Below are 21,559 nucleotides of genomic sequence, written 5' to 3'. Positions count from 1 at the left end.
GTTCGGGAACGGATGACCTGAGCAGATGCCGCTTCGAGAAAGGCTGCAGACCCTAAATCGAATGGCCCAGCTTGTGCAATGCAACAATGATCGAGGGCTGAAGCGACAGGCGGATTTCACCCGCCTGCCACGGGAGAGCTACGGCGCGATGCCGGCGCGGCTCTTCCGGTGCCGGCCTGCGAGGCGTCAGAAGCCGGTGGCGGTGCCCGAAAGGTCGTAGGCGTCGGAGCCCTCGATCTTCACCGAGGTAATCTCGCCGACGCGCAGCGGACGGCGGGCGGCCACCTTCACCGTGCCGTCGATCTCGGGCGCGTCACCCTTGGTGCGGCCGATGCCGCCGAAGGGGGTCACCTGATCGATGATGACCTGCTGGCGCGTGCCCACCTTGCGCTTCAGCCGGCGGGCGGAAACCGCCTGCTGGGCGCGCATGAAGCGATCATAGCGCTCGGCCTTCACCTCTTCCGGCACGGGGTTTTCCAGCCCATTGGCCACCGCCCCCGCCACCGGCTCGAACTTGAAGGCGCCGGCGCGGTCAATCTCGGCTTCCTGCAGGAAGTCCAGCAGCTCCTGGAACTCGTCTTCCGTCTCGCCGGGAAAGCCGACGATGAAGGTGGACCGCAAGGTGAGGTCCGGCACCTTTTCGCGCCAGGACTGGATGCGGGCCAGGGTCTTTTCCTGGGAGGCGGGGCGCTTCATGCGCCTGAGCACGGAGGGGCTCGCGTGCTGGAAGGGAATGTCCAGATAGGGCAGCACCTTGCCGGCGGCCATCAGGTCCATCACCGCGTCCACGTGGGGATAGGGATAGACATAATGCAGGCGCACCCAGGCGCCGAGATCGCCCAAGGCGGCGGCAAGGTCGAGGAAGCGGGTGGCCACCTCCTTGTCGCCATCGGCGCTCTTCCACAGGCTCGGCGCATAGCGCAGGTCCTGGCCATAGGCCGAGGTGTCCTGGGAGATGACGAGCAGTTCCTTCACGCCCGCCTTCACCAGCTTTTCCGCCTCGCGCAGCACCTCGCCGGCGGGGCGCGAGACGAGGTCGCCGCGCAGCTTGGGGATGATGCAGAAGGTGCAGCGGTTAGAGCAGCCCTCCGAGATCTTCAGATAGGCATAATGGCGCGGGGTGAGCTTCACCCCCTGGTCGGGCACCAGGTCCAGGAACGGGTCGTGCTGGGGCGGCACGGCCTGGTGCACGGCGGCGAGCACGCTTTCATATTGCTGGGGGCCAGTCACCGCCAGCACGCCGGGATGGGCGGCGGTGATCTGGTCGGGCTCCGCGCCCATGCAGCCGGTGACCACCACCTTGCCGTTTTCCGCCAGCGCCTCACCGATAGCCGAGAGGCTCTCCGCCTTGGCGCTGTCGAGGAAGCCGCAGGTGTTCACGATGACGAGATCAGCCCCCGCATGGCTCTTGGTGAGCTCATAGCCCTCCGCGCGCAGGCTGGTGATGATGCGCTCGGAATCCACCAGCGCCTTCGGGCAGCCGAGGGAAACAAAGGAAATGCGGGGCGACTTCTGCGCGGTCTCGGCCATGATGCGCGGCGGCTTCTCGAAAGTTGGGGCGATGTCCGGGAATGAAGGCGCAGGGGTTAGGGGACGCGGGGCTCGCCGTCAATCCCGGCAATGCGGCGCGCGCGGCGGGGCGAGGCAAAGGCTGGTGCCGGAGTGCTTCCGCGGGAGCCACTCAGCCACCCATCCGGCGTGCCGGCGGATGGGTGCGGGCACTCTGCCGCTTCTGGCGAATGTTTCCGCGCTGCCGATGCCGCGCGCGGCGGGCCGCTGGCCCGGGTCCGTCATCGGGTGGCGGATGGTGCGCTGCAGCATGTGAGCGTCAACTCTACCGCAGCGCGAGGCTGGGGCCTTGCCGGCTGTCGTCTTCCCACACACACTCGCTGGTATAATAACGAAGACTCGGAAACCCTTGAGGAGAGGCCCCATGCTGGCTCTGCTGCCGATCATCGCCTGTGGCCTTCTGGCCATTGCTTATGGGGCCTGGGCGGTCCGTAGCCTCATGGAGGCCGATCCCGGATCGGCCCGCATGCAGGAGATCGCCGCCGCCATCGCGGAGGGGGCGGCAGCTTATCTCCGGCGGCAATATCTCACCATCGGCGCGGTGGGTGTCGTCATCTTCGTGCTGGTCGGCGTGTTCCTGGGCTGGCTGGTGGCGGCGGGCTTCGCCATTGGCGCGGTGCTCTCGGCGGCGGCCGGCTTCATCGGCATGAACGTTTCGGTGCGGGCCAATGTGCGCACCGCCCAGGCGGCGATGCGCTCCCTCGGCGGTGGGCTGGATCTCGCCTTCAAGGCCGGCGCGGTCACCGGCCTGCTGGTGGCGGGCCTCGCGCTGCTGGGGGTGAGCGTCTACTTCCTGGTGCTCACGGCGGGCCTGGGCTTCGCCCCCAACAGCCGCACGGTGGTGGACGCGCTGGTGGCGCTGGGCTTCGGCGCCTCGCTCATCTCCATCTTCGCGCGGCTCGGCGGCGGCATCTTCACCAAGGGAGCGGACGTGGGCGGCGACCTCGTGGGCAAGGTGGAGGTGGGCATTCCCGAGGACGACCCACGCAACCCCGCCACCATCGCCGACAATGTGGGCGACAATGTCGGCGATTGCGCCGGCATGGCGGCGGACCTGTTCGAGACCTATGCGGTGACGGTGGTGGCCACCATGGTGCTCGCCGCCATCTTCTTCGCCGCCACCCCGGCCACGCTCCACGTGATGCAGATCTATCCGCTGGCCATCGGCGCGGCCTGCATCCTCACCTCCATCGCCGGCACCTTCTTCGTGAAGCTGGGGCCCAACTCCTCCATCATGGGCGCGCTCTATCGCGGGCTTCTGGCAACCGCCGGGCTCTCGGTGTTCGCTCTGGCGGCGGTCACCTGGCTGCTGCCGGGCTTCGGCGCCATCGAGGGGGCGGCCTTCACCGGCACGGCCCTGTTCCTGTGCGGCATTGTCGGGCTGCTGGTGACGGCGGCCATCGTGGTCATCACCGAATATTACACGGGCACCGGCCATCGGCCCGTGGTGTCCATCGCCCAGGCTTCGGTGACGGGGCACGGCACCAACATCATCCAGGGCCTCGCGGTCTCGTTGGAGGCGACGGCGCTGCCGACCCTCGTGATCATTGCCGGCATTCTGGCGGCTTATGGCTTTGCCGGCCTGTTCGGCATCGCCATCGCGGCCACCACCATGCTGGCGCTGGCCGGCATGATCGTGGCGCTCGACGCCTTCGGCCCGGTCACCGACAATGCGGGCGGCATCGCCGAGATGAGCGGCCTGCCCAAGGAGGTGCGCCAGTCCACCGATGCCCTCGACGCGGTGGGCAACACCACCAAGGCAGTCACCAAGGGCTATGCCATCGGCTCGGCGGGCCTCGGTGCCCTGGTGCTGTTCGCGGCTTATAACCAGGACCTGAAATATTTCATCTCCCAGGCGGGGGAGGGCACCTATTTCGCGGGCGTCACGCCCAATTTCTCCCTCGACAACCCCTATGTGGTGGTGGGCCTGCTGTTCGGCGGGCTGCTGCCCTTCCTGTTCGCGGCCATGGGCATGACGGCGGTGGGCCGCGCCGCCTCCGCCATCGTGGAAGAGGTGCGCCGGCAGTTCCGCGAGAAGCCGGGAATCATGGCCGGCCGCGAAAAGCCCGATTATTCCCGCGCTGTGGACATGCTCACCCGCGCCGCCATCAAGGAGATGATCGTACCCTCGCTGCTGCCGGTGCTCTCGCCGGTGGTGTGTTTCTTCGCCATTTATGTCGTGGCGGGCGGCGGGGTGGCCGGCAAGTCGGCGGCCTTCTCGGCGGTGGGGGCCATGCTGCTGGGCGTCATCGTCACCGGCCTGTTCGTGGCCATCTCCATGACCTCCGGCGGCGGTGCCTGGGACAATGCCAAGAAGTCGTTCGAGGACGGCTTCGTGGACAAGGACGGCGTGCGCCACGAAAAGGGGTCCGAAGCGCACAAGGCGGCCGTCACCGGCGACACCGTGGGTGATCCCTATAAGGACACGGCGGGCCCGGCGGTGAATCCCATGATCAAGATCACCAACATCGTGGCCCTGCTGCTGCTCGCCGTGCTCGGGCACTGACGCCGGGCGTTCTTCCCGCCGCCCCTCTCCCGGTTGCGGGGGAGGGGATGCCCGCGACGAACGCGGGACGCAAGGACGCGAAAGGGCGGGGTCTCGAAGCACCACTGCGCTTGAAGGCTGTGTTTCGCGGAAGGGGCGGTCTTGCTGCCCCTCCCTGATCCTCTCCCGTATGCGGGAAGGGAATGTGCGTTCGACGGATCCCCGTTCCTTGAATGTCCGTCCACAAATGTCGCTGTGTCCGGGGCTCAAGGCCTCGCGTCAGATGCGAGGGGCCGGGATGACGGGCGCGGGGCGGCTGCGCGACCTGCAGGGTTGTTCGGAAGTCGGGCGTGGGGCATCGTGCGCGGCGCTTTGCCCCGCGCCGCCCGGCGCCACGACGGATTCCTGCCATGTCCCCTTCGCCCCGCCCCATTCAGCCCGGAGACCATGTGTTCCTGGTGGATGGCTCTTCCTTCGTGTTCCGGGCCTATTTCCAGTCCATCAACCAGGACCGGAAGTATAATTTCCGCTCCGACCGGCTGCCCACGGGGGCGGTGCGCCTGTTCTGCACCAAGCTGTTCCAGTTTGTGCGCGACGGTGCGGTGGGCATCAAACCCACTCATCTCGCCATCATCTTCGACAAGTCGGAAGACTCCTTCCGCAAGGCACTCTACCCCGCTTATAAGGCCAACCGTTCCGATCCGCCGGACGAGCTCATTCCCCAGTTCCCGCTGATGCGCGAGGCGGTGCGCGCCTTCGGCCTGGTGCCGGTGGAGCAGGCGCGCTACGAGGCCGACGACCTCATCGCCACCTATGCCGACCAGGCCGTGAAGGCGGGGGCGGAAGTGCTCATCGTCTCTGCCGACAAGGATTTGATGCAGCTCATCGGCCCCCATGTGGCCATGTATGACCCCGCATCCGGCGAGAGCGGCGGGCGCGGCGCGCGGCCGGAACGGCGCATCGGCGAGGCGGAGGTGCTGGAATATTTCGGCGTGCCACCGGAAAAGGTGGTGGACGTGCAGGCCCTGGCCGGCGATTCCACTGACAATGTGCCCGGCGTGCCCGGCATCGGCATCAAGACCGCCGCCCAGCTGATCAATGAATATGGCGACCTTGACACGCTGCTCGCCCGCGCCGGTGAGATCAAGCAGCCCAAGCGCCGCCAGTCGCTGATGGAGAACGAGGAATCCGCCCGCGTCTCCAAGCAGCTGGTGGAGCTGGTGCGGGACGTGGCGGTGGAAGTGCCGCTTGAGGACCTGGTGCTGGAGCAGCCGGAGGCCAAGCCCCTGGTCGCCTTCCTGAAGGCCATGGAATTCACCACCATTACCCGCCGTGTGGCCGAGGCCTATGGCATTGACGCGAGCCTCATCGACCCGGACCCCAAGCTTGCTCCCCAGGGCCTGTTCACCCCCGGCGAGGCGCAAGAGGATGCCGAGCCGGAGACGGGCAAGGCCGCCCGAGCAAAGGCTGCCAGCGCGCAGCCCAAGGATGCCGGCGGCGATTCCATTCTGAAGCCCGCCGATCTCGCCCGCGCCCGGGCCGAGGCCGCCCGCGCCACGCCGGTGGACCGCAGCGCCTACAAGTGCGTGACCGATGCGGCCGAGCTTGAGGCGTGGTGCGCCAAGGCCATGGATCAGGGCTTCGTCGCCTTCGACACGGAAACCACCTCGCTCGATCCCATGTCGGCGGATCTGGTGGGCGTGTCCCTGGCGCTTTCGCCCAACGAGGCCTGCTATATTCCTCTCGCCCATGTGGGCGCGGGGGAGGGGCTGTTCAGCGAGCCGCTGGCCGGGCAGATCCCTCTTCAGGCCGCCATCGCCATCCTCAAGCCCATGCTGGAGGACAAGGGCACCCTCAAGATTGGCCACAACGCCAAATATGACGTGCTGATGCTGTCGCGCTACGGCATCACAGTGGCGCCCATCGACTGCACCATGTGCATTTCCTATGCGCTCGATGCCGGCCTCAATGGCCACGGCATGGACGAGCTTTCCGTGCGCCACCTGGGTCACACGCCCATCGCCTTCACCGAGGTGGTGGGCAAGGGCAAGGCGCAGGTGACCTTCGACAAGATCGCCCTGGAGCCCGCCACCCAATACGCCGCCGAGGATGCGGACGTGACCCTGCGCCTGTGGCTGGCGCTGAAGCCGCGCCTCGTCTCGGACGCCAAGACCACGGTCTATGAGACCCTGGAGCGGCCGTTGATCCCCGTGCTCACGCGCATGGAGGCGCGGGGCATCTCCATCGACAAGGCCCTTTTGGCGCGCCTTTCGTCCGAGTTCGCCCAGGGCGCGGCGCGGGTGGAGGATGAGATCGGCGAGATCGCGGGCGAGAAGATCAATGTGGGCAGCCCCAAGCAGATTGGGGACATCCTGTTTGGCAAGATGGGCCTGCCGGGCGGCTCCAAGACCCCGACGGGGGCCTGGTCCACCAAGGCCAATGTGCTGGAGGAGCTGGCGGAATCGGGCCACCCGCTGCCGCAGAAGATCCTGCAATGGCGCCAGCTCTCCAAGCTGCGCTCCACTTACACGGACGCGCTGCCCAATTTCGTGAACCGTGACACGCATCGCGTTCACACCTCCTACGCCCTGGCGGCCACCACCACGGGGCGGCTGTCGTCCTCCGATCCGAACCTGCAGAACATCCCGGTGCGAACGGAGGAGGGCCGGCGCATCCGCCGTGCGTTCGTGGCGGAGGCGGGCAACAAGCTGGTTTCCGCCGACTATTCGCAGATCGAGCTGCGCCTATTGGCGGAGATCGCGGAAATTCCCGCGCTCCGGCAGGCGTTTCAGGACGGGCTTGACATCCATGCCATGACCGCCTCCGAAATGTTCGGCGTGCCGGTGAAGGACATGCCCAGCGAGGTGCGCCGCCGGGCCAAGGCCATCAATTTCGGCATTATCTACGGCATTTCCGCTTTCGGCCTCGCCAACCAGCTGGGTATCCCGCGCGAGGAGGCGAGCCAGTATATCAAGCGCTATTTCGAGCGCTTCCCGGGTATTCGCGACTATATGGAGGTGACCAAGGCCTTCTGCCGCGAGCACGGGTATGTGGAAACCCTGTTCGGCCGGCAATGCCACTATCCGGACATCGCCGCCAAGAATCCCTCCATCCGCGCCTTCAACGAGCGCGCGGCCATTAATGCCCGCCTGCAAGGCACGGCCGCGGACATCATCCGCCGCGCCATGATCCGCATGGAACCGGCCTTGGACGAGGCGAAGCTCTCCGCCCGTATGCTGCTGCAGGTGCACGACGAACTGGTGTTCGAGGTGCCCGAGGGCGAGGTGGAAAAAACCCTGCCTCTGGTGCGTGAGGTGATGGAGACAGCCGCCGCCCCAGCCGTGCAGCTCGCCGTGCCGCTGAAGGTGGATGCGCGGGCCGCAGCCAACTGGGATGAGGCTCATTAAACGACATAATATTGTGAATTATAAAATTCACTTCGTTATGTGTTGAATAATATCTGGTGCTCACATATGCTGTGAAATGTGCCGGCATGGGCCGGTGCGTTTCATGGAGTTGAGAGCCCATGGCCGTGTCCGGCCTCATCCGCAGCCCTCGCGTCACCGCCGCGGCCCACATGGCGCCGTTGGCGCGGTTGCCGCTCTTCTTTGGTCTTCAGGACCGGCGCGTGGTGGTGGCGGGCGAAGGGCCCGGCATGACCTGGAAGGTGGAACTGCTCTCGGCCGCCGGCGCCCGCGTGGAGGTGTATGCGCCGGCGCCGGAAGACTCGCTTCAGGCCCTTGTGGAGGAGCCTCCCCGTGGTCCGATCATCCTCCACCCGCGCGCCTGGACGGCGGAGGATCTGGCGGGCGCGGCCCTCGCGGTGGGCGCTTTTCAGGATCAGGCGCAAGCCGGGCATTTTGCCCAGGCTGCACGCGCGGCGGGCGCACCGGTGAATGTGGTGGACAAGCCGAAGGTGAGCGATTTCACCTTTGGGGCGGTGGTCAATCGCTCGCCGCTGGTGGTCGGCATCTCCACCGATGGCGCCGCGCCCGTGTTTGCTCAGGCTGTGCGGGCGAAGATCGAGGCGCTGCTGCCGCTGGGGTTCCGTGTCTGGGCGGAAGCGGCGCGCTCCTGGCGCGGCTTCATCGCGGGGAAGGGGCTTGCGGCACCCGCGCGCCGCAGCTTCTGGGAGCGCTTCAGCGCCCTTGCACTGATGGAGCCCAACCGGGCCCCCGATGAGGCCGACCGCGAAGCATTGCTACACGCTGCTGCGCCGACGTTCGGCGGATCGGTGGTGCTGGTGGGGGCGGGGCCGGGTGATCCGGAGCTGCTCACGCTGAAGGCGGTGCGCGCGCTGCAATCCGCCGACGTAGTGCTCTATGATGACCTCGTTTCCGGGGCGGTGCTCGATTTCGCCCGGCGCGAGGCCCGGAAGATGCTGGTGGGCAAGACCGGCTATGGTCCCTCCTGCAAGCAGGACGACATCAACGCGCTGATGGTGAGCCTCGCGCGCGAGGGCCGTCGGGTGGTGCGCCTCAAGGGCGGCGAGCCCATGATCTTCGGCCGCGCCGGAGAGGAGATCGCGGCCTGCCGCGCCGCGGGCATTCCGGTGGAGGTGGTTCCGGGCATCTCGTCCGCCCAGGGCGCGGCGAGCCGGCTGGCCGCCTCGCTCACCCATCGCGATCATGCGCGGCGGCTTCAGTTCGTCACGGCCCATGCGCGCAATGGGCGCCTGCCGGAGGATCTCGACCTTAAGGCCCTCAGCGATCCGGTGGCCACCACCGTCATCTATATGCCGCGTCACACGCTGCGGGAGCTGGTGGGGCGCCTGGTGCCTGCGGGGCTCGACCCCGCCACGCCGGCGGTGGCGGTGTTTGCCGCCACACGGCCCGAGGAGCGCATGGTCACCGCCTCCATCGGGACCCTGGCGGAGGCGGTGGAAAGCGCGGTGGCCGAGGGCGCGAGCGGACCGTGCATCGTGCTGTATGGCCACGCGCTTTCGGAAGCCAAGGCATGGAACACTGCAGACGTGGCTGAGGCGCGGCGGGCCACGGCTTGAGGGCCGTGGGCGCCATGTGCACGCCACCCCTTCACTCTGGCGCTCCCAGTCGAGGGGGCAGGGGCGCCATTGCCGGCGGCATTTGCCTACGCCTGCAGCTCGCGTTCGCCGCCCCGCGATGGCGCCCGTGCCCGCCGATGGTGGTGGCGCGGCCAAACTGAGGTGGAGCACAAAAAGGCCGCGCCCGGAGCGCGGCCTTTGTCTTCTTTACCCGGGCCGGCCGATCGAAGGTTGGCTTGAGGCGTCACTGAATCTCGCTCGCATGCGTCATTGGCGCATTGCCCTAATTACGGCGCGCGCCACCTGATAACCGCCGCATTGACCGCTTTCGCAAATAACGTGGCTATCTGGCGCGTCCACGGCGACGAGGATGCAAGGCTTGAGCTCAAGATCAAAGATCTCTTCTCGCATCTGACTGAATATCGGAGGCCTCTTCTTCTATGTCAGACCTGCCCCTTCGGTCCCAGCCCGACGCAGCAACCAACGTGACAGCCTGATCTCCCTCCGCTCCCCATACCGGTGATGCGGCAGAGCCAAACATATCCCCACGGTAGATGGAGCTTTCGGAAAACAACCTTGCGAGCGGAGGTGGGCCTTGTTACCTCTTGCCTCGGTTGTGTCAGGGCGGTCACACATGAAAAGCGAGCGAGATGCGGGCTCCGGGCCGGATTCGGGTCTCGGCGCCCTGCTGCTTATGTTGCGTTTTCACGGCGTAGCGGCCGAAACTCGGCAGTTGCGTCATCAATGCGGTGGCGCAACCGTCGGCCCCGTGGAGATGCTGCGTTGCGCACGAGCATTCGGGCTCAAGGCGCGGGCGGTTTCGTCTTCATGGCGCAAGCTCAGCGGCACACCGCTGCCGGCGATCGCGGCGCGCCGCGATGGCACATTCGTTATTCTCGCGAAGGTGGCAGGGGATTTGGCGCTGGTGCACGACCCGGTGTCAGGCCAGCCGCTGCAAGTTGAGAGAGAGGCGTTCGAGGCGCAGTGGAGCGGACGGCTGGTTCTGGTCGCGCGCCGCGCTCGTTTTTCCGACTTCGCGCGGCGGTTCGACATATCCTGGTTCATGAGGGCGATGCACAAGTATCGCGCCTTATTCGGAGAAGTTCTAGCGGCCTCTCTTTTTCTCCAGGTCTTGGCGCTGATCTCACCATTGTTTTTTCAGGTGATCATCGACAAGGTGCTGGTGCATCGCGGTTTGACAACACTCGACATCCTCGTGCTTGGGCTCGTGATGGTTTCGGTGTTCGAAGCGGTGCTTGGTGCTTTGCGTACGCATGTCTTCGCGCATACCACAAATCGAATCGACGTCGAGTTAGGGGCGCGATTGTACAAGCACCTCATGGGTTTACCCATCGCATACTTCGAGGCCCGTCGGGCGGGGGATTCTGTCGCACGCGTGCGAGAATTGGAAAACATCCGCAATTTTCTGACCGGATCATCTCTAACACTTGTGGTGGATCTTCTGTTCGCCTTCGTCTTCGTAGCCGTGATGTTCATATATTCGGCGACATTGACCTTTATCGTTCTAGCATCATTCCCGATCTCTATCGGCATTTCGGCGGGCGTGACTCCCCTGTTTCGCCGGAGGCGGGAGGACAAGTTCAATAAAGGCGCGGAGAACCAGGCTCTGCTGGTGGAGAGCGTCACGGGTGTCGAGACTCTGAAGGCGATGGCGGTCGAGCCGCAGATGCAGCGTCGCTGGGAGGAGCAGCTAGCGGCCTATGTGAGCGCCAGCTTCAAGGTGCAGAACCTGGGCAATTGGGCGAGCCAGGCGGTGCAGCTGACCGCCAAGCTGGTGACCGTCGGAACCCTCTATTTCGGCGCCCGGCTGGTGATGGAGGGTTCGCTCACGGTGGGCGAGCTGGTCGCCTTCAACATGCTGGCCTCGCGGGTGTCGCAGCCGGTGTTGCGCTTGGCGCAGGTGTGGCAGGACTTCCACCAGACACGCATTTCCATCGAGCGCCTCGGCGACATTCTGAATACGGCGCCCGAGCCCTCCCACCAGCCGGGGCGCTCCGCATTGCCGGCGCTCCGTGGCGCCATCCGCTTCGATCACGTGGCCTTCCGCTATCGCGCAGGCGGCCCCACGGTGCTCCCCGATCTCAGTTTTGAGGTCGGTGCTGGGCAGGTTGTGGGCATTGTCGGTCCGTCGGGATCGGGCAAGTCAACCGTCGCGAAGCTGGTGCAGCGGCTCTATGTGCCGGAAAGCGGGCGGGTCCTGATCGACGGCGTGGATCTCGCCATGGTGGACGTGGCGTGGCTCCGGCAGCAAATCGGCGTGGTTCTGCAAGAAAATGTGCTGTTCAACCGCTCCGTGCGGGAGAATATCGCGCTTGCCGATCCGGCAATGTCGATGGAGCTGGTGGTTGAGGCCGCGCGGCTGGCGGGCGCGCACGATTTCATCCTGGAGCTGCCGCAGGGGTATGACACGCCGGTGGGTGAGCGCGGCAGCGGGCTTTCGGGCGGGCAGCGCCAGAGAATCGCCATCGCCAGGGCACTCGTCGGCAATCCGCGGATCCTGATCTTCGACGAGGCGACCAGCGCCCTCGACTATGAGAGCGAGCGCGCGGTGCAGCAGAACATGGCGCGCATCTGCCAGGGGCGGACCGTCATCATCATCGCCCACCGGCTGTCGACGGTGCGCCATGCGGACCGCATCCTCACCCTGGAGCGCGGCCGGCTGGTGGAGGACGGCAGCCATGATGTGCTGGTGCGCGCGGGCGGTCGCTATGCCACCCTGCACCGGCTTCAGTCGGGAGAAGCATGATGGGAGCCGACACATCGTCCCCCATGGTGCCGCACAAGGAGGCTGCCCGTGGGCGGCAGGAGCTTGAGTTCCTGCCTGCCGCGTTGGAGATCCTGGAAACGCCGCCTTCGCCCGTGGGGCGGGCGATTGGCGCCAGCATCATCGGCTTTTCAATGATCGCCTTGGCGTGGAGCTGGTTCGGCACCATCGACATCATCGCCTCCGCGGAAGGCCGTTTCGTGCCGGCCGGCCGCACCAAGGTGATCCAGCCGCTGGAGACGGGCGTGGTCCGCGCGATCCGGGTGAGCGACGGCATGCGGGTGAAGGCCGGGGACGTGCTGGTGGAGATCGACCCGACGGCGAGCGAGGCCGATGCGCGACGGTTGACCCATGATTTGGCGCAGGACCGGCTCGATATGGCCCGGCTGTCGGCGCTTCTGGCCGACGATCCGGCTTCTTTCACGCCCCCTGAGGGCGTGTCTGTCGACCTCGTGAACACCGCGCGGCGGCAGATGGAGGCGCAGCGGGCGGAGCAGCAGGCGCGGCTCGCCGGGCTTGAGCGGCAGATTGCCCAAAGGGCGGCGGAGCGGCGCTCGGTGGAGGCCACCATCGCCAAGGGGGAGGCATTGTTGCCCCTGCTCAGGGACCAGCGGGATATGCGTGAAGCCTTGATGCAGAAGGGCTACGGCACCAAGGTGCTGTATCTGGAAGCGCAGCAGCGGGTGGTCGAGCAGGAGCAGCAATTGATCGTGGACGGCCATCGCGCCGAGGAAGCGGCGGCGGCGATCGAAGCCCTGGAGCGGCAGCGGGCGGAGGCGGCGAGCGAATATCGCAAGGGTCTTCTCTCGGACCTTGCCAAGGCGCAGATGCAGGCCGTGGAGCATGGCGAGGAAAAGGTGAAGGCGGCGCGCCGGCGGGCGGACCAGACCCTGACCTCGCCGGTGGACGGCACGGTGCAGCAATTGGCCGTGCACACCATTGGCGGGGTGGTGACACCCGCGCAGCAGCTGATGGTGGTGGTGCCGGGCGACGGGCGGCTGGAGATCGAGGCGGAACTGATGAACCGGGATGTGGGCTTCGTGCATGCGGGCCAGGCGGCCGAGGTGAAGGTGGAGGCTTTCACCTTTACCCGCTACGGCCTGCTGCACGCGGTCGTGGAGAGCGTGAGCCGGGACACTGTGGGCGGATCCTCAGCGCCTTCGGGCGCCGGACCCTCCGGCGACGAGGCCCGCCAGGCGCGCCAGCCGGCCTATGTGGCTCGGCTTTCGGTTCAGGAAACGGGGCTGGAGACGGAACAGGGCTTTCGTCCGATCGAGGCGGGCATGGCGGTGACGGCGGAGATCAAGACCGGCCGCCGCCGCATCCTCGACTTCCTCCTCTCTCCACTGCTCAGATATGCGCATGAAGGAGGACGGGAGAGATGAAGCAGAAGAATATAGTTTTCACGAGCGCCGGCGGAGCACGCTACTGCGCAGCGTTGTTCATAATAGCATCTATAATTATAGTAATAAATTTATATATTCGATACGAATGTATATTGTGTTCAATTAAAAATATGTCATTTAAATGTACGCGCGCTGAATGTAATGTATATTCATTTATATATCAGATATTTTGCTTTTGTCTATTTTTTTGTTTTGTTTTTTTCGCAAAAATTGAAAAAAATGTTGAAGTTGGCAGGAGTGGCATCGGCGCTGGCCCGATGGATCCGGAGCAACTAAAATTATTCGTCCGCGTCACTGCGAGCTCTATGGCCTTTTTACTAATAATAATCTCATCTTTTATGTGAAGTAAGCTGACCGTCGGAACTAAATAGAATCAAATGAGCTCTCGGAGGCGAAAATGTCAAATATGGTCATTTCTTTCCAGGCCGGCCGTGGTGCGGTATATGGTTTGCCAGGTTTTTTTGGTATTTCAGGAGCGGTCGGCAAGCAGTTTGATATAAATATTTCGACAGCTGATGTGTGGACCAGCTCATCAAGTTTCGCAGGCGGGTAGTTTAACTATTGGGTCGTTGCGACACAGGGCGCTGTAGGTGACCTCGCTAGCGGGCAATCGCTTTCGTACGATGTCGCTGGAGGTTTGGGTGCTGCCTTGGGCGCTGGAGGAGGTATTGCTGGATTCGCGGGCTTTGGCGTGAATTCGGATCAAGGGCCGGGCCTGTATCTCAGTGCGGCTGCAGCAGTCCCTGGCAATTTGGAAGGAGGGTTTGTGTCAGGAGGAGTATTTATACCTAATGCGTTCATCGAAGAATTTGTAGATGCGCTTAATCCACAAATTTTGTGGGAGAATAAATATTATTATAAGAAATACATGGATGTAGATATCGGAATTAACGGAAGCTCTAATATATCATTTAATAAAAATATTAACAATAAACTTATATCGGATGTAGAGTTATATAAAAAGTTCTCTGTTGTAGAATATGAGTATATAGTACCTGGATATAATTATTCACTTGCAGATAAAACAAATGCGAATTATGATGCGCTTAGCGGATTTATATACATTATTTCCGATGTAATGACATTTAATACATCATCTAATGTAGATATGCCGCTTTCCAAGGCTGTGTACGATTCATATGATTCGCTATTCAATGACGTTATCTCATGGAGCAACGGGCATTATTTTAATAATTCGGTAATTATTGGGTACGATAATTTTAAGAATAATATTTCTTTCTTTGTCGATTCGGCAGATCAGTTTGCGTATGCAGCGGATAGCGCCTCGTATGTCGGGCTTGATGGCCTCTCTCCTGTGGTTTCGGATGCGTCGAAGTTGAGCTTCTGGAGCCCGTTAGGCAACGAGGTGACGAGCAGCATCGACTGGTCGACGCCTGATGTCACCTCCTACATTTCGCAGGACCTCATCAGTTCGGGCCTCGGCTACGGCTCCTTCGCGGACCTCGCCGGTGCGAGCTTCGTCGGGCCGAGCCTGGGGGGCTATATCCCGCCGGCTGTGCCGTCGTTTGGGTATGGCAGTGGTGTGAGCGGATGGGGCTATTTCGACTATGGCTCCGGTGGTGGTTTCAGCGTGTCGGGGGGCGTCAGCTTCTCATTCCCGGTGGTGCTCGACCTCAATGGCGACGGTGTGAGCATTGTCGAAAGCACAGATTCCGACACCTACATGGACATGGAAGGCGACGGCACCGTGCATCGTACCGCATGGGCGGGTGCGGGAGACGGTGTGCTGGTCTATGACCGCACGGGTTCTGGCGATGTGGAGAATCCGCAGGCCTTCCAGTTCACGCAATACAGCCCCGGCGCCGAGAGCGACATGGAGGCTCTCGCCGACGTCTTCGATAGCAATGGCGACGGTAAGCTGAGCGCGGCTGATGACGCGTGGGCTAAGTTCAAGGTGTTGCTGACGACCAGCCGGGGCGGCAGGCAGCTCATGACCCTGGACGAGCTCGGCATCACCGAGATCTTGCTCAGCCCGGACGACAATGAGCAGAATTTTTCCGACGGCTCCCAGATCTTGGGCTCAGCGAATTTCGTGCGCAACGGCAAGACTTATGCCGCAGCGGACACGGTACTCGCCTATGACAGTGAGGGAGATCTTATCCGGCGCACGTCTACCCGGCAGTCGGATGGTTCTACGGTCGTAGATTTGAAGGCCTACGCCACTGACGGCACCTTTGCAACAGAAACCATTACCACCATCAGTGCCGATGGGCTGAGCCGCACCTTGATGGAGGACCTCGACGGCGACGGCCTATTTGAAAGCCGTCAGACCCGCGTCAGTACGAAGGACAGCGACGGCACGCGCACCATGACCGTTTCCAATTTCGACGTCACAGGGGCCTTGACCGACAATGCGGTCACGGTGCGCAGCTCCAACGGCAAGACCACCACCATCAGCACCGACCTCGACGGTAACGGCACCACGGATCGTCTCGAGACGCGCGTGACGGGCGTTGGCACGCGCGTCACGATCACCAACCTGGCACCGGATGGCAGTGTCGTCGGCAACACCGTGACCACCGCGACCGCGGTGACCGCTACAGGGCACACGCGGCTTCAGCGCTCGGACGTTGACGGCGACGGTACCTATGAGCTGACGCGTCGGGATGCGACTGTTGTCAACGCCGACGGAAGCGAGGTGGAGACCATCGAGCTGCGCTCGGGCGATGGCGGCTCCGGCAGCACCTTGCTCAGCAGCACCACCCTGTCGACCCGCGCAGATGGGAAGGTGACCTCAACCGCCATCGACAGTGATGGTGACGGCACCATTGATCTGACCCGCGTCACCGGGCTGTCGGTAAGCGCGAGCGGCAATACGACCACCACGGAAACCACGCGGAGCGCCTCGGGCATCGTTCTTGGCAAAACCGTCACCACTGTTGGCGCCAATGGGCTCACGCGCCTGGAGCGTGTTTTTTCGGGCAGCAGCACCGCCGACCAATATTTGCGCGACGAAACGGTTGTGGCCACAAACGGCTCTTCCACGCGCACGGTCCGCGTGACCGCCGGTAACGACACCACACTGCTATCGCAGCAGACCTTGGTGTGGAGCGAGGACGGGCTCACCCGCACTCTGACCAATGATGCCAACGGCGATGGACGAGCCGAGAGTGTCGAAGCCATCGAGGCCCGCGCCGATGGCACCAAGACCGACACTCTTTCCCTGTATGCCGGAACGACCCTCGTTTCGCTTACGAATACGGTAATTGCAGCTGACGGCAAGTCGCGGATCACCACCCGCGCTTTGAATTCCGCAAAAAACGTCAGCGAGACGGAAGTTGGCCAGACCGTCACCAACGCGGACGGCAGCGTGACCACAAGCGTTTCACTCTATGAGGGCGCCTACTCGGCCAGTACGAAGGATGTCCTGCGCAGCCTAACCACGGTCACCACCTCCGCAAATGGGCTGAAAACCGTGACCCGCTGGGACCTCGATGGCGACGGCATCATTGATGGCGGCCAGACCGACACGCTGGCGACCGGCGGCGACGGGAGCCAGACGGAAACGGTGGAGATCACCAACGCAAATGGCTCGCGGCGTTCGCTGTCAATTGCCAAGGTTAGCGCCAACCGGCTGACCACCAGCCTGTCCGAGGACTTCAACGGAGATCGGGTCGGCGACCGCAATACGGTCAGCACGACCGCAGCCGACGGCAGCGTCACCACCACCGTCGTGAATTACAATCTGAGCCGGAAGGCGAAGGACACCACGACCACCAAGACGAGTGCGGATCGCCTCTCTGCCACCACCAAACAGGACCTGAATGGCGATGGCGTGACCGATGTCACCCGTGCCGACGTGGTCACCCACGCCGCAGATGGCTCGACGGTCGAGACGGTTCGAGACTTCAACGGCACCACACTGACGCAACTCGCTCGTGTCACCACCAGCGGCAATGGTCTGACGCAGACCACGGAGCAGGATCTCGACGGCGACGGCACATTCGACGCCACAATTTTGGACGCCAGCGAGCTGCTAAGTGACGGTTCCACCCGCGAGACCGTGACCAATACGGGCCTCAGCGTGCTGGGCGCTCGCGTGCAGGTCGTGACGACCAGCGCCGATGGCCGCAGCATCACCACGCAAGTCGATGCCGATGGGAACAGAACCTATGAGACGGTGACCAGCGACGTGACCGTTCTCGACGTGGATGGCGACCAGACCCGCACGGTGTCGGTTCTGAGTGGCGAGATGACGCCGAAGTTGATTTCCCGCACCACCACCGCGACCTCTCCCCGTGGAAATGTGAGCGTGCGGGTGGACCTCGACGGCGACGGCGCAACAGACCAGGCGATCTCCACCACGCGCTCGACCGACGGGCGGACCACTGTCACGAGGACCGATTACAACTCTGATCGCACGCAGAAGGGCAGGGTCCAGACCGTCACCAGCGCCAACGGCCTCTCGGTAACGACCCGCTGGTATGACGGGGCGGACACCGCCGTCGATCGTTCTCGCAGCGATGTCACCGCGCGTGCCGCTGATGGTAGCACCACGCGGACGGTGACCGATCTCGACGCCGGTAACCTTGCGACGGCGCAGGCGGTGGTGTGGTGCAGCGGCGACGGGCTGAACGACATCGCCCAATGGGATTTCGACGGTGATGGCGTTTTCGACACACGCAAGGATTATCTCATCGAGGTCGGAACCGATGGCGCGCGGACCGAGACCGTCTCGAACTACAAGCTGGGCAGCGGTGCAACGTCTCCTGCCGTGCTCTTCGCGCGCCGGCAGACGATCATCAGCGCGGACCAGTTGACCACCACCGAAACCTTTGATCGCAATGGCGATGGCAGGGTGGATCAGAAGACTGTGAGCGTGTTGCAAGCGGGCGCGACCAAAGCCGATGACGATCTGATCGTGACGACCGCTCAGGACCTGACCAAGGCCGGGGTTGTGTCCGACCAGCGCATCATCGCCCAGACTTCAACAGGGCAGACAACCACGACGCAGTGGGACTCCAACGGCGACGGTGCCTTCGAGGCGGTGCTGATGGACGAAGTCGTGCTCGCCGCCGACGGCCGCCGGGTCGAGACCATGACTTATGCCGCGGGAGCCTCCAGCAAGGATGTTACTGTGGTCACGACGCAGGCCAGCGGAGCGTCGGTGACGACCCAGTGGAACCTCGACGGTGCAGGGGCCTTCGACAGTGTGAAGACCGATGAGACTGTCGTTTCCGCAAGTCGCACCACACACACTATTTCCTATTTCGATGGTACCGGAAAAGCCCTTAAGGCGGCTTATGCGGAAACCTCCAGCGCCGATGGGTTGACCAGGAGCCGCATCTGGAACGTGGCCGGCTCCGGCGGGGTAAACCAGTCATCGAGCGACAAAACAACGTTGAATGCAGATGGCACCCGAACACGGGTCGCGACCGCGATGAAGGGTGGCAACAAACTGTCCTCTTCGATCACTACGACCAGCGCTTCCGGCCTCAGCACTATTATCAAGAGCGATTTCGACGGCAACGGGACCCTTGATCGGATGCGGAGCATCACCAGCTGCAAGAATGTGGATGGCAGCCTGGAGAGCACACTGGTCGACGCGACAGGCGACGGAAAAACCGTGGTGGGGCAATCCTCCACCTTCACCAGTGCCGACGGGCGTACCATGACGACGAACTGTGATGCGGATGGCGACGGCAAGATTGATCAGAAGATCGTCATCGTCACCGGGGTGGACGGCCGAACCAATAGCACCACCTTCAATTACGGTCGCGATGGCAAGGTTTCCGACACCTCCGCCACGTCCGTGAGCGTCGACGGCCTGACCACAACCACCCAATGGGACTTCGACGGCGATGGCGAGGTCGACCAGACCCGCACCGATGGGGTGGCTGATTATGCTGATGGTCACAGGGTGGAGACCGTGACGGACGTCGCCGCAGACGGCGCCCTCGTCCAGAAAGGGGTCATGACAACCAGTGCCGATGGCCGGACCATCACGCTGAGGAAAGACACAGACGGGGACAAGATCACCGACCATACGGAGACCACCTCCGTCGATGCCGATGGCAGTTCCCGGACCAGCATCATAGATCGACGGAGCGATGGATCACTGAGCCGTGCCATTACCACTGTGAGCGCCGATGGCCTCACACGTGTCTCGGATACGGATGTGGATGGCGATGGTCACGTCGATTACACTGAAACCAGCCAGCAGAATATCGATGGCAGCGTCACAATCATTGGGCACCACCTGAACTATAAGGGAGTTCCACAAGACGAGATCAAAACTTCTGTTACTGCCGACGGTTCGCTCAAAACCGTGCGGTTCGACAAAACCAACGATGGGATTTTCGATCAGGTTGAGGTTATCGAAACTCATCTCGACGGCAGCACGACGACCTCGCTCAGCGGTGCCGACTTCAACAGCGTGGCAAGCGTGAGTGCGAACGGCAAGTCCAAGATCGTGGAGGTCACCTCCCGCAACGGAATGCGGACCTTCGTAGACGGAGATGACAACGCTATCAAGCTCGCCGATGGGACAATTGATACCGTTGTGACTGGAGAAAACAATACCATCACTATAAACAATGGTAGTATTATTGTTGCTTCCGGCGCTTCGGTGACAGTTAAAGGTTCCAATGCCGTGATCATTGCCGCTCACGACGCGACGGTGACCGCGGATAGCAGCGCTCGGGTGTTCCGCGTCCAGGCCAATGTCTCATACATGCGCGGCGCTCCCGTGGATAGCATGGATGTTGTCGGTACCGATCAGGCGTATCTCGCGACCTACATTGATGAGAATGGAGCTGATGCTGTATATTATATTGGTCAGAAGCTAATTTCTCGTGCACAATTTATAAATTCGCTCCAAAGTGCAGAAAAGCACGGGCCATTGCTGCAGGCCACGCATATCTTTCTCAATGGAAGCGAGGCGGCTTATCGTATTGCAGGGAATTTTCCGGTGCCCTACATGAAAATAGGTGTGTATTCAAGCGGTGGACTTTACAATAATTTGACCAGCCTCCAGCTCGACGCCTCCGGTTATGTCGGGGCGACTGATGCATTTGGAAACTGGGTCACGGCCTTTGGGGAAACCCCCGTCTACCTGTCCGGTTCGAACCAAGCCTACATCTCTGACTTCCTGACCGGAGGAGATGGCGACGATACCATTGATGGAGGCCTCGGGAAAAGGGATATCCTGCGAGGTGGTGCGGGGGATGACACGATCTTGTTTGACCAGGCGAGCTACGACGCATCTGGCCAGTGGGACTGTTCGGATTACTATGAAGCGGGATTCATAGCCGTTTCAGGATGGCAGGTTGACGGCGGAGATGGGTACGATACGGCGATCCTGAATTCATCCGTCAACGCGGTTATTGACCTTGCGGATGGCCATTTTGAAGCCTTGATTGCCAACAAGGGAAATGATGTTATCAAAGGCAATTCAGCGGTAGAGGGTTATATAGACGGCGGGGCTGGCAATGATAACATTACCGGCGGCGCGAAAGCGGACGTTCTTATCGGCGGCGATGGTAATGATCTGCTGAATGGCAGTTCTGGCGATGATCTGCTGGAAGGCGGCGCCGGCGACGATATTCTTTCGGGTGGCGCAGGTGCCGATGTTTTGGATGGTGGCGCAGGCGTCGATACGGTGAGCTATGCCTCCTCGACTGCATCGGTGAAAGTCACCCTCAGGTCGGGTGGTGCGCAGACGACGGCTTCGGGCGCGAGCGGAAGTGAAGCTTTGGGTGATGTGATCCGGAACGTGGAGAACATCACGGGCAGCGCATTCAACGACACCCTGACTGGCAACAGTGGAACCAACATCCTTGATGGCGGAAAGGGGGCCGACACGCTGAACGGCGGTGGCGGTAGCGACACTTTGAAGGGGGGTGGCGGCTTGGATACATATATCTTTGGTGCATCCCAGAAAAGCGAGATTATCGTCAACGGTGTGTCTGGCAACACTGGGCCTAGCGGCGAGCTGGAAATCGCTTTCGACTCTGAAAATCTTTGGTTCATTCAATCCGGGGATGATCTTATCATTGACGTTTTGGGCACCACTCGGAAAGTCGTCGTCAAGGACTGGTACGATGGCGCGTCGAGCCGGGATTGGGAGCAGTTGTCCGTTATCTCGGCCAAGGACGGATTGGAGCTGACCTCCGCCCAGCAGGTGAATACGTTAGTTCAGGCCATGGCCAGCTTCGCGAATGACTACCAGGCCGAAAACGGCATTGCGTTTGATCCCACCGCCGCCGCCAATGCGACGATCACAGACGCAACGCTTGTCGCGGCCCAAGGCAAAGCCTGGCATAGCTAACCTGCCCCCCTTTCGACGCCCC

General features: G+C 62.7%; 8 protein-coding genes. 7 read left to right on the top strand and 1 reads right to left on the bottom strand.

Annotated features, from left to right (window positions below):
* Positions 1 to 186: 186 nt before the first annotated feature.
* Positions 187 to 1,530 carry a 30S ribosomal protein S12 methylthiotransferase RimO gene (gene rimO, locus L0966_RS04990; protein ID WP_234050705.1) on the bottom strand — a complete coding sequence of 448 codons (1,344 nt, stop codon included), beginning with the start codon at positions 1,528 to 1,530 and terminating at the stop codon, positions 187 to 189.
* A gap of 403 nt (positions 1,531 to 1,933) precedes the next feature.
* Between rimO and L0966_RS04985 the strand changes: the two genes are divergently transcribed.
* The 7 genes from L0966_RS04985 to L0966_RS04955 all read left to right on the top strand — a co-directional run bounded on the left by L0966_RS04985 (position 1,934) and on the right by L0966_RS04955 (position 21,537).
* On the top strand, positions 1,934 to 4,075 hold the full coding sequence (locus tag L0966_RS04985; protein ID WP_234050704.1) for a sodium-translocating pyrophosphatase: 2,142 nt from the start codon (positions 1,934 to 1,936) through the stop codon (positions 4,073 to 4,075).
* Positions 4,076 to 4,464: 389 nt separating this feature from the next.
* Positions 4,465 to 7,461 (top strand): DNA polymerase I, encoded by a 2,997-nt coding sequence (gene polA / locus L0966_RS04980; RefSeq protein WP_234050703.1) that lies wholly within the window; start codon positions 4,465 to 4,467, stop codon positions 7,459 to 7,461.
* Between the two features lie 119 nt (positions 7,462 to 7,580).
* On the top strand, positions 7,581 to 9,056 hold the full coding sequence (cysG, locus tag L0966_RS04975; protein ID WP_234050702.1) for a siroheme synthase CysG: 1,476 nt from the start codon (positions 7,581 to 7,583) through the stop codon (positions 9,054 to 9,056).
* A gap of 634 nt (positions 9,057 to 9,690) precedes the next feature.
* Positions 9,691 to 11,823: a type I secretion system permease/ATPase gene (locus tag L0966_RS04970; protein ID WP_234050701.1), complete on the top strand. Its 2,133-nt coding sequence runs from the start codon at positions 9,691 to 9,693 to the stop codon at positions 11,821 to 11,823.
* Positions 11,820 to 13,226, top strand: coding sequence for an HlyD family type I secretion periplasmic adaptor subunit (locus L0966_RS04965; RefSeq protein WP_234050700.1), 1,407 nt, complete (start codon positions 11,820 to 11,822; stop codon positions 13,224 to 13,226). Before L0966_RS04970 ends, L0966_RS04965 begins: the two co-directional genes overlap by 4 nt.
* Positions 13,227 to 13,644: 418 nt before the next feature.
* Complete coding sequence (locus L0966_RS04960; RefSeq protein ID WP_234050699.1) at positions 13,645 to 13,800, top strand: hypothetical protein; 156 nt, start codon at positions 13,645 to 13,647, stop codon at positions 13,798 to 13,800.
* Between the two features lie 138 nt (positions 13,801 to 13,938).
* The gene (locus L0966_RS04955) at positions 13,939 to 21,537 is read left to right on the top strand and encodes a hypothetical protein (protein ID WP_234050698.1); all 7,599 of its coding nucleotides are present in this window, start codon (positions 13,939 to 13,941) and stop codon (positions 21,535 to 21,537) included.
* The last annotated feature ends 22 nt before the right edge of the window (positions 21,538 to 21,559 follow it).

Origin of the sequence: Xanthobacter sp. NM-59, from assembly GCF_021401125.1 — a bacterium.
Classification (GTDB): Bacteria; Pseudomonadota; Alphaproteobacteria; order Rhizobiales; family Xanthobacteraceae; genus Xanthobacter.
The sequence above is the reverse complement of the archived record's forward strand: the minus strand, read 5'-3'. Positions and strand labels throughout refer to the sequence as shown.

What these genes read in the sequence shown, in the direction of transcription:
- L0966_RS04960 (WP_234050699.1), top strand. Translation starts at nt 13,645, where the DNA reads ATGTCAAATATGGTCATTTCTTTCCAGGCCGGCCGTGGTGCGGTATAT.
- polA (WP_234050703.1), top strand. Translation starts at nt 4,465, where the DNA reads ATGTCCCCTTCGCCCCGCCCCATTCAGCCCGGAGACCATGTGTTCCTG.
- L0966_RS04970 (WP_234050701.1), top strand. Translation starts at nt 9,691, where the DNA reads ATGAAAAGCGAGCGAGATGCGGGCTCCGGGCCGGATTCGGGTCTCGGC.
- L0966_RS04985 (WP_234050704.1), top strand. Translation starts at nt 1,934, where the DNA reads ATGCTGGCTCTGCTGCCGATCATCGCCTGTGGCCTTCTGGCCATTGCT.
- L0966_RS04965 (WP_234050700.1), top strand. Translation starts at nt 11,820, where the DNA reads ATGATGGGAGCCGACACATCGTCCCCCATGGTGCCGCACAAGGAGGCT.
- cysG (WP_234050702.1), top strand. Translation starts at nt 7,581, where the DNA reads ATGGCCGTGTCCGGCCTCATCCGCAGCCCTCGCGTCACCGCCGCGGCC.
- rimO (WP_234050705.1), bottom strand. Translation starts at nt 1,530, where the DNA reads ATGGCCGAGACCGCGCAGAAGTCGCCCCGCATTTCCTTTGTTTCCCTC.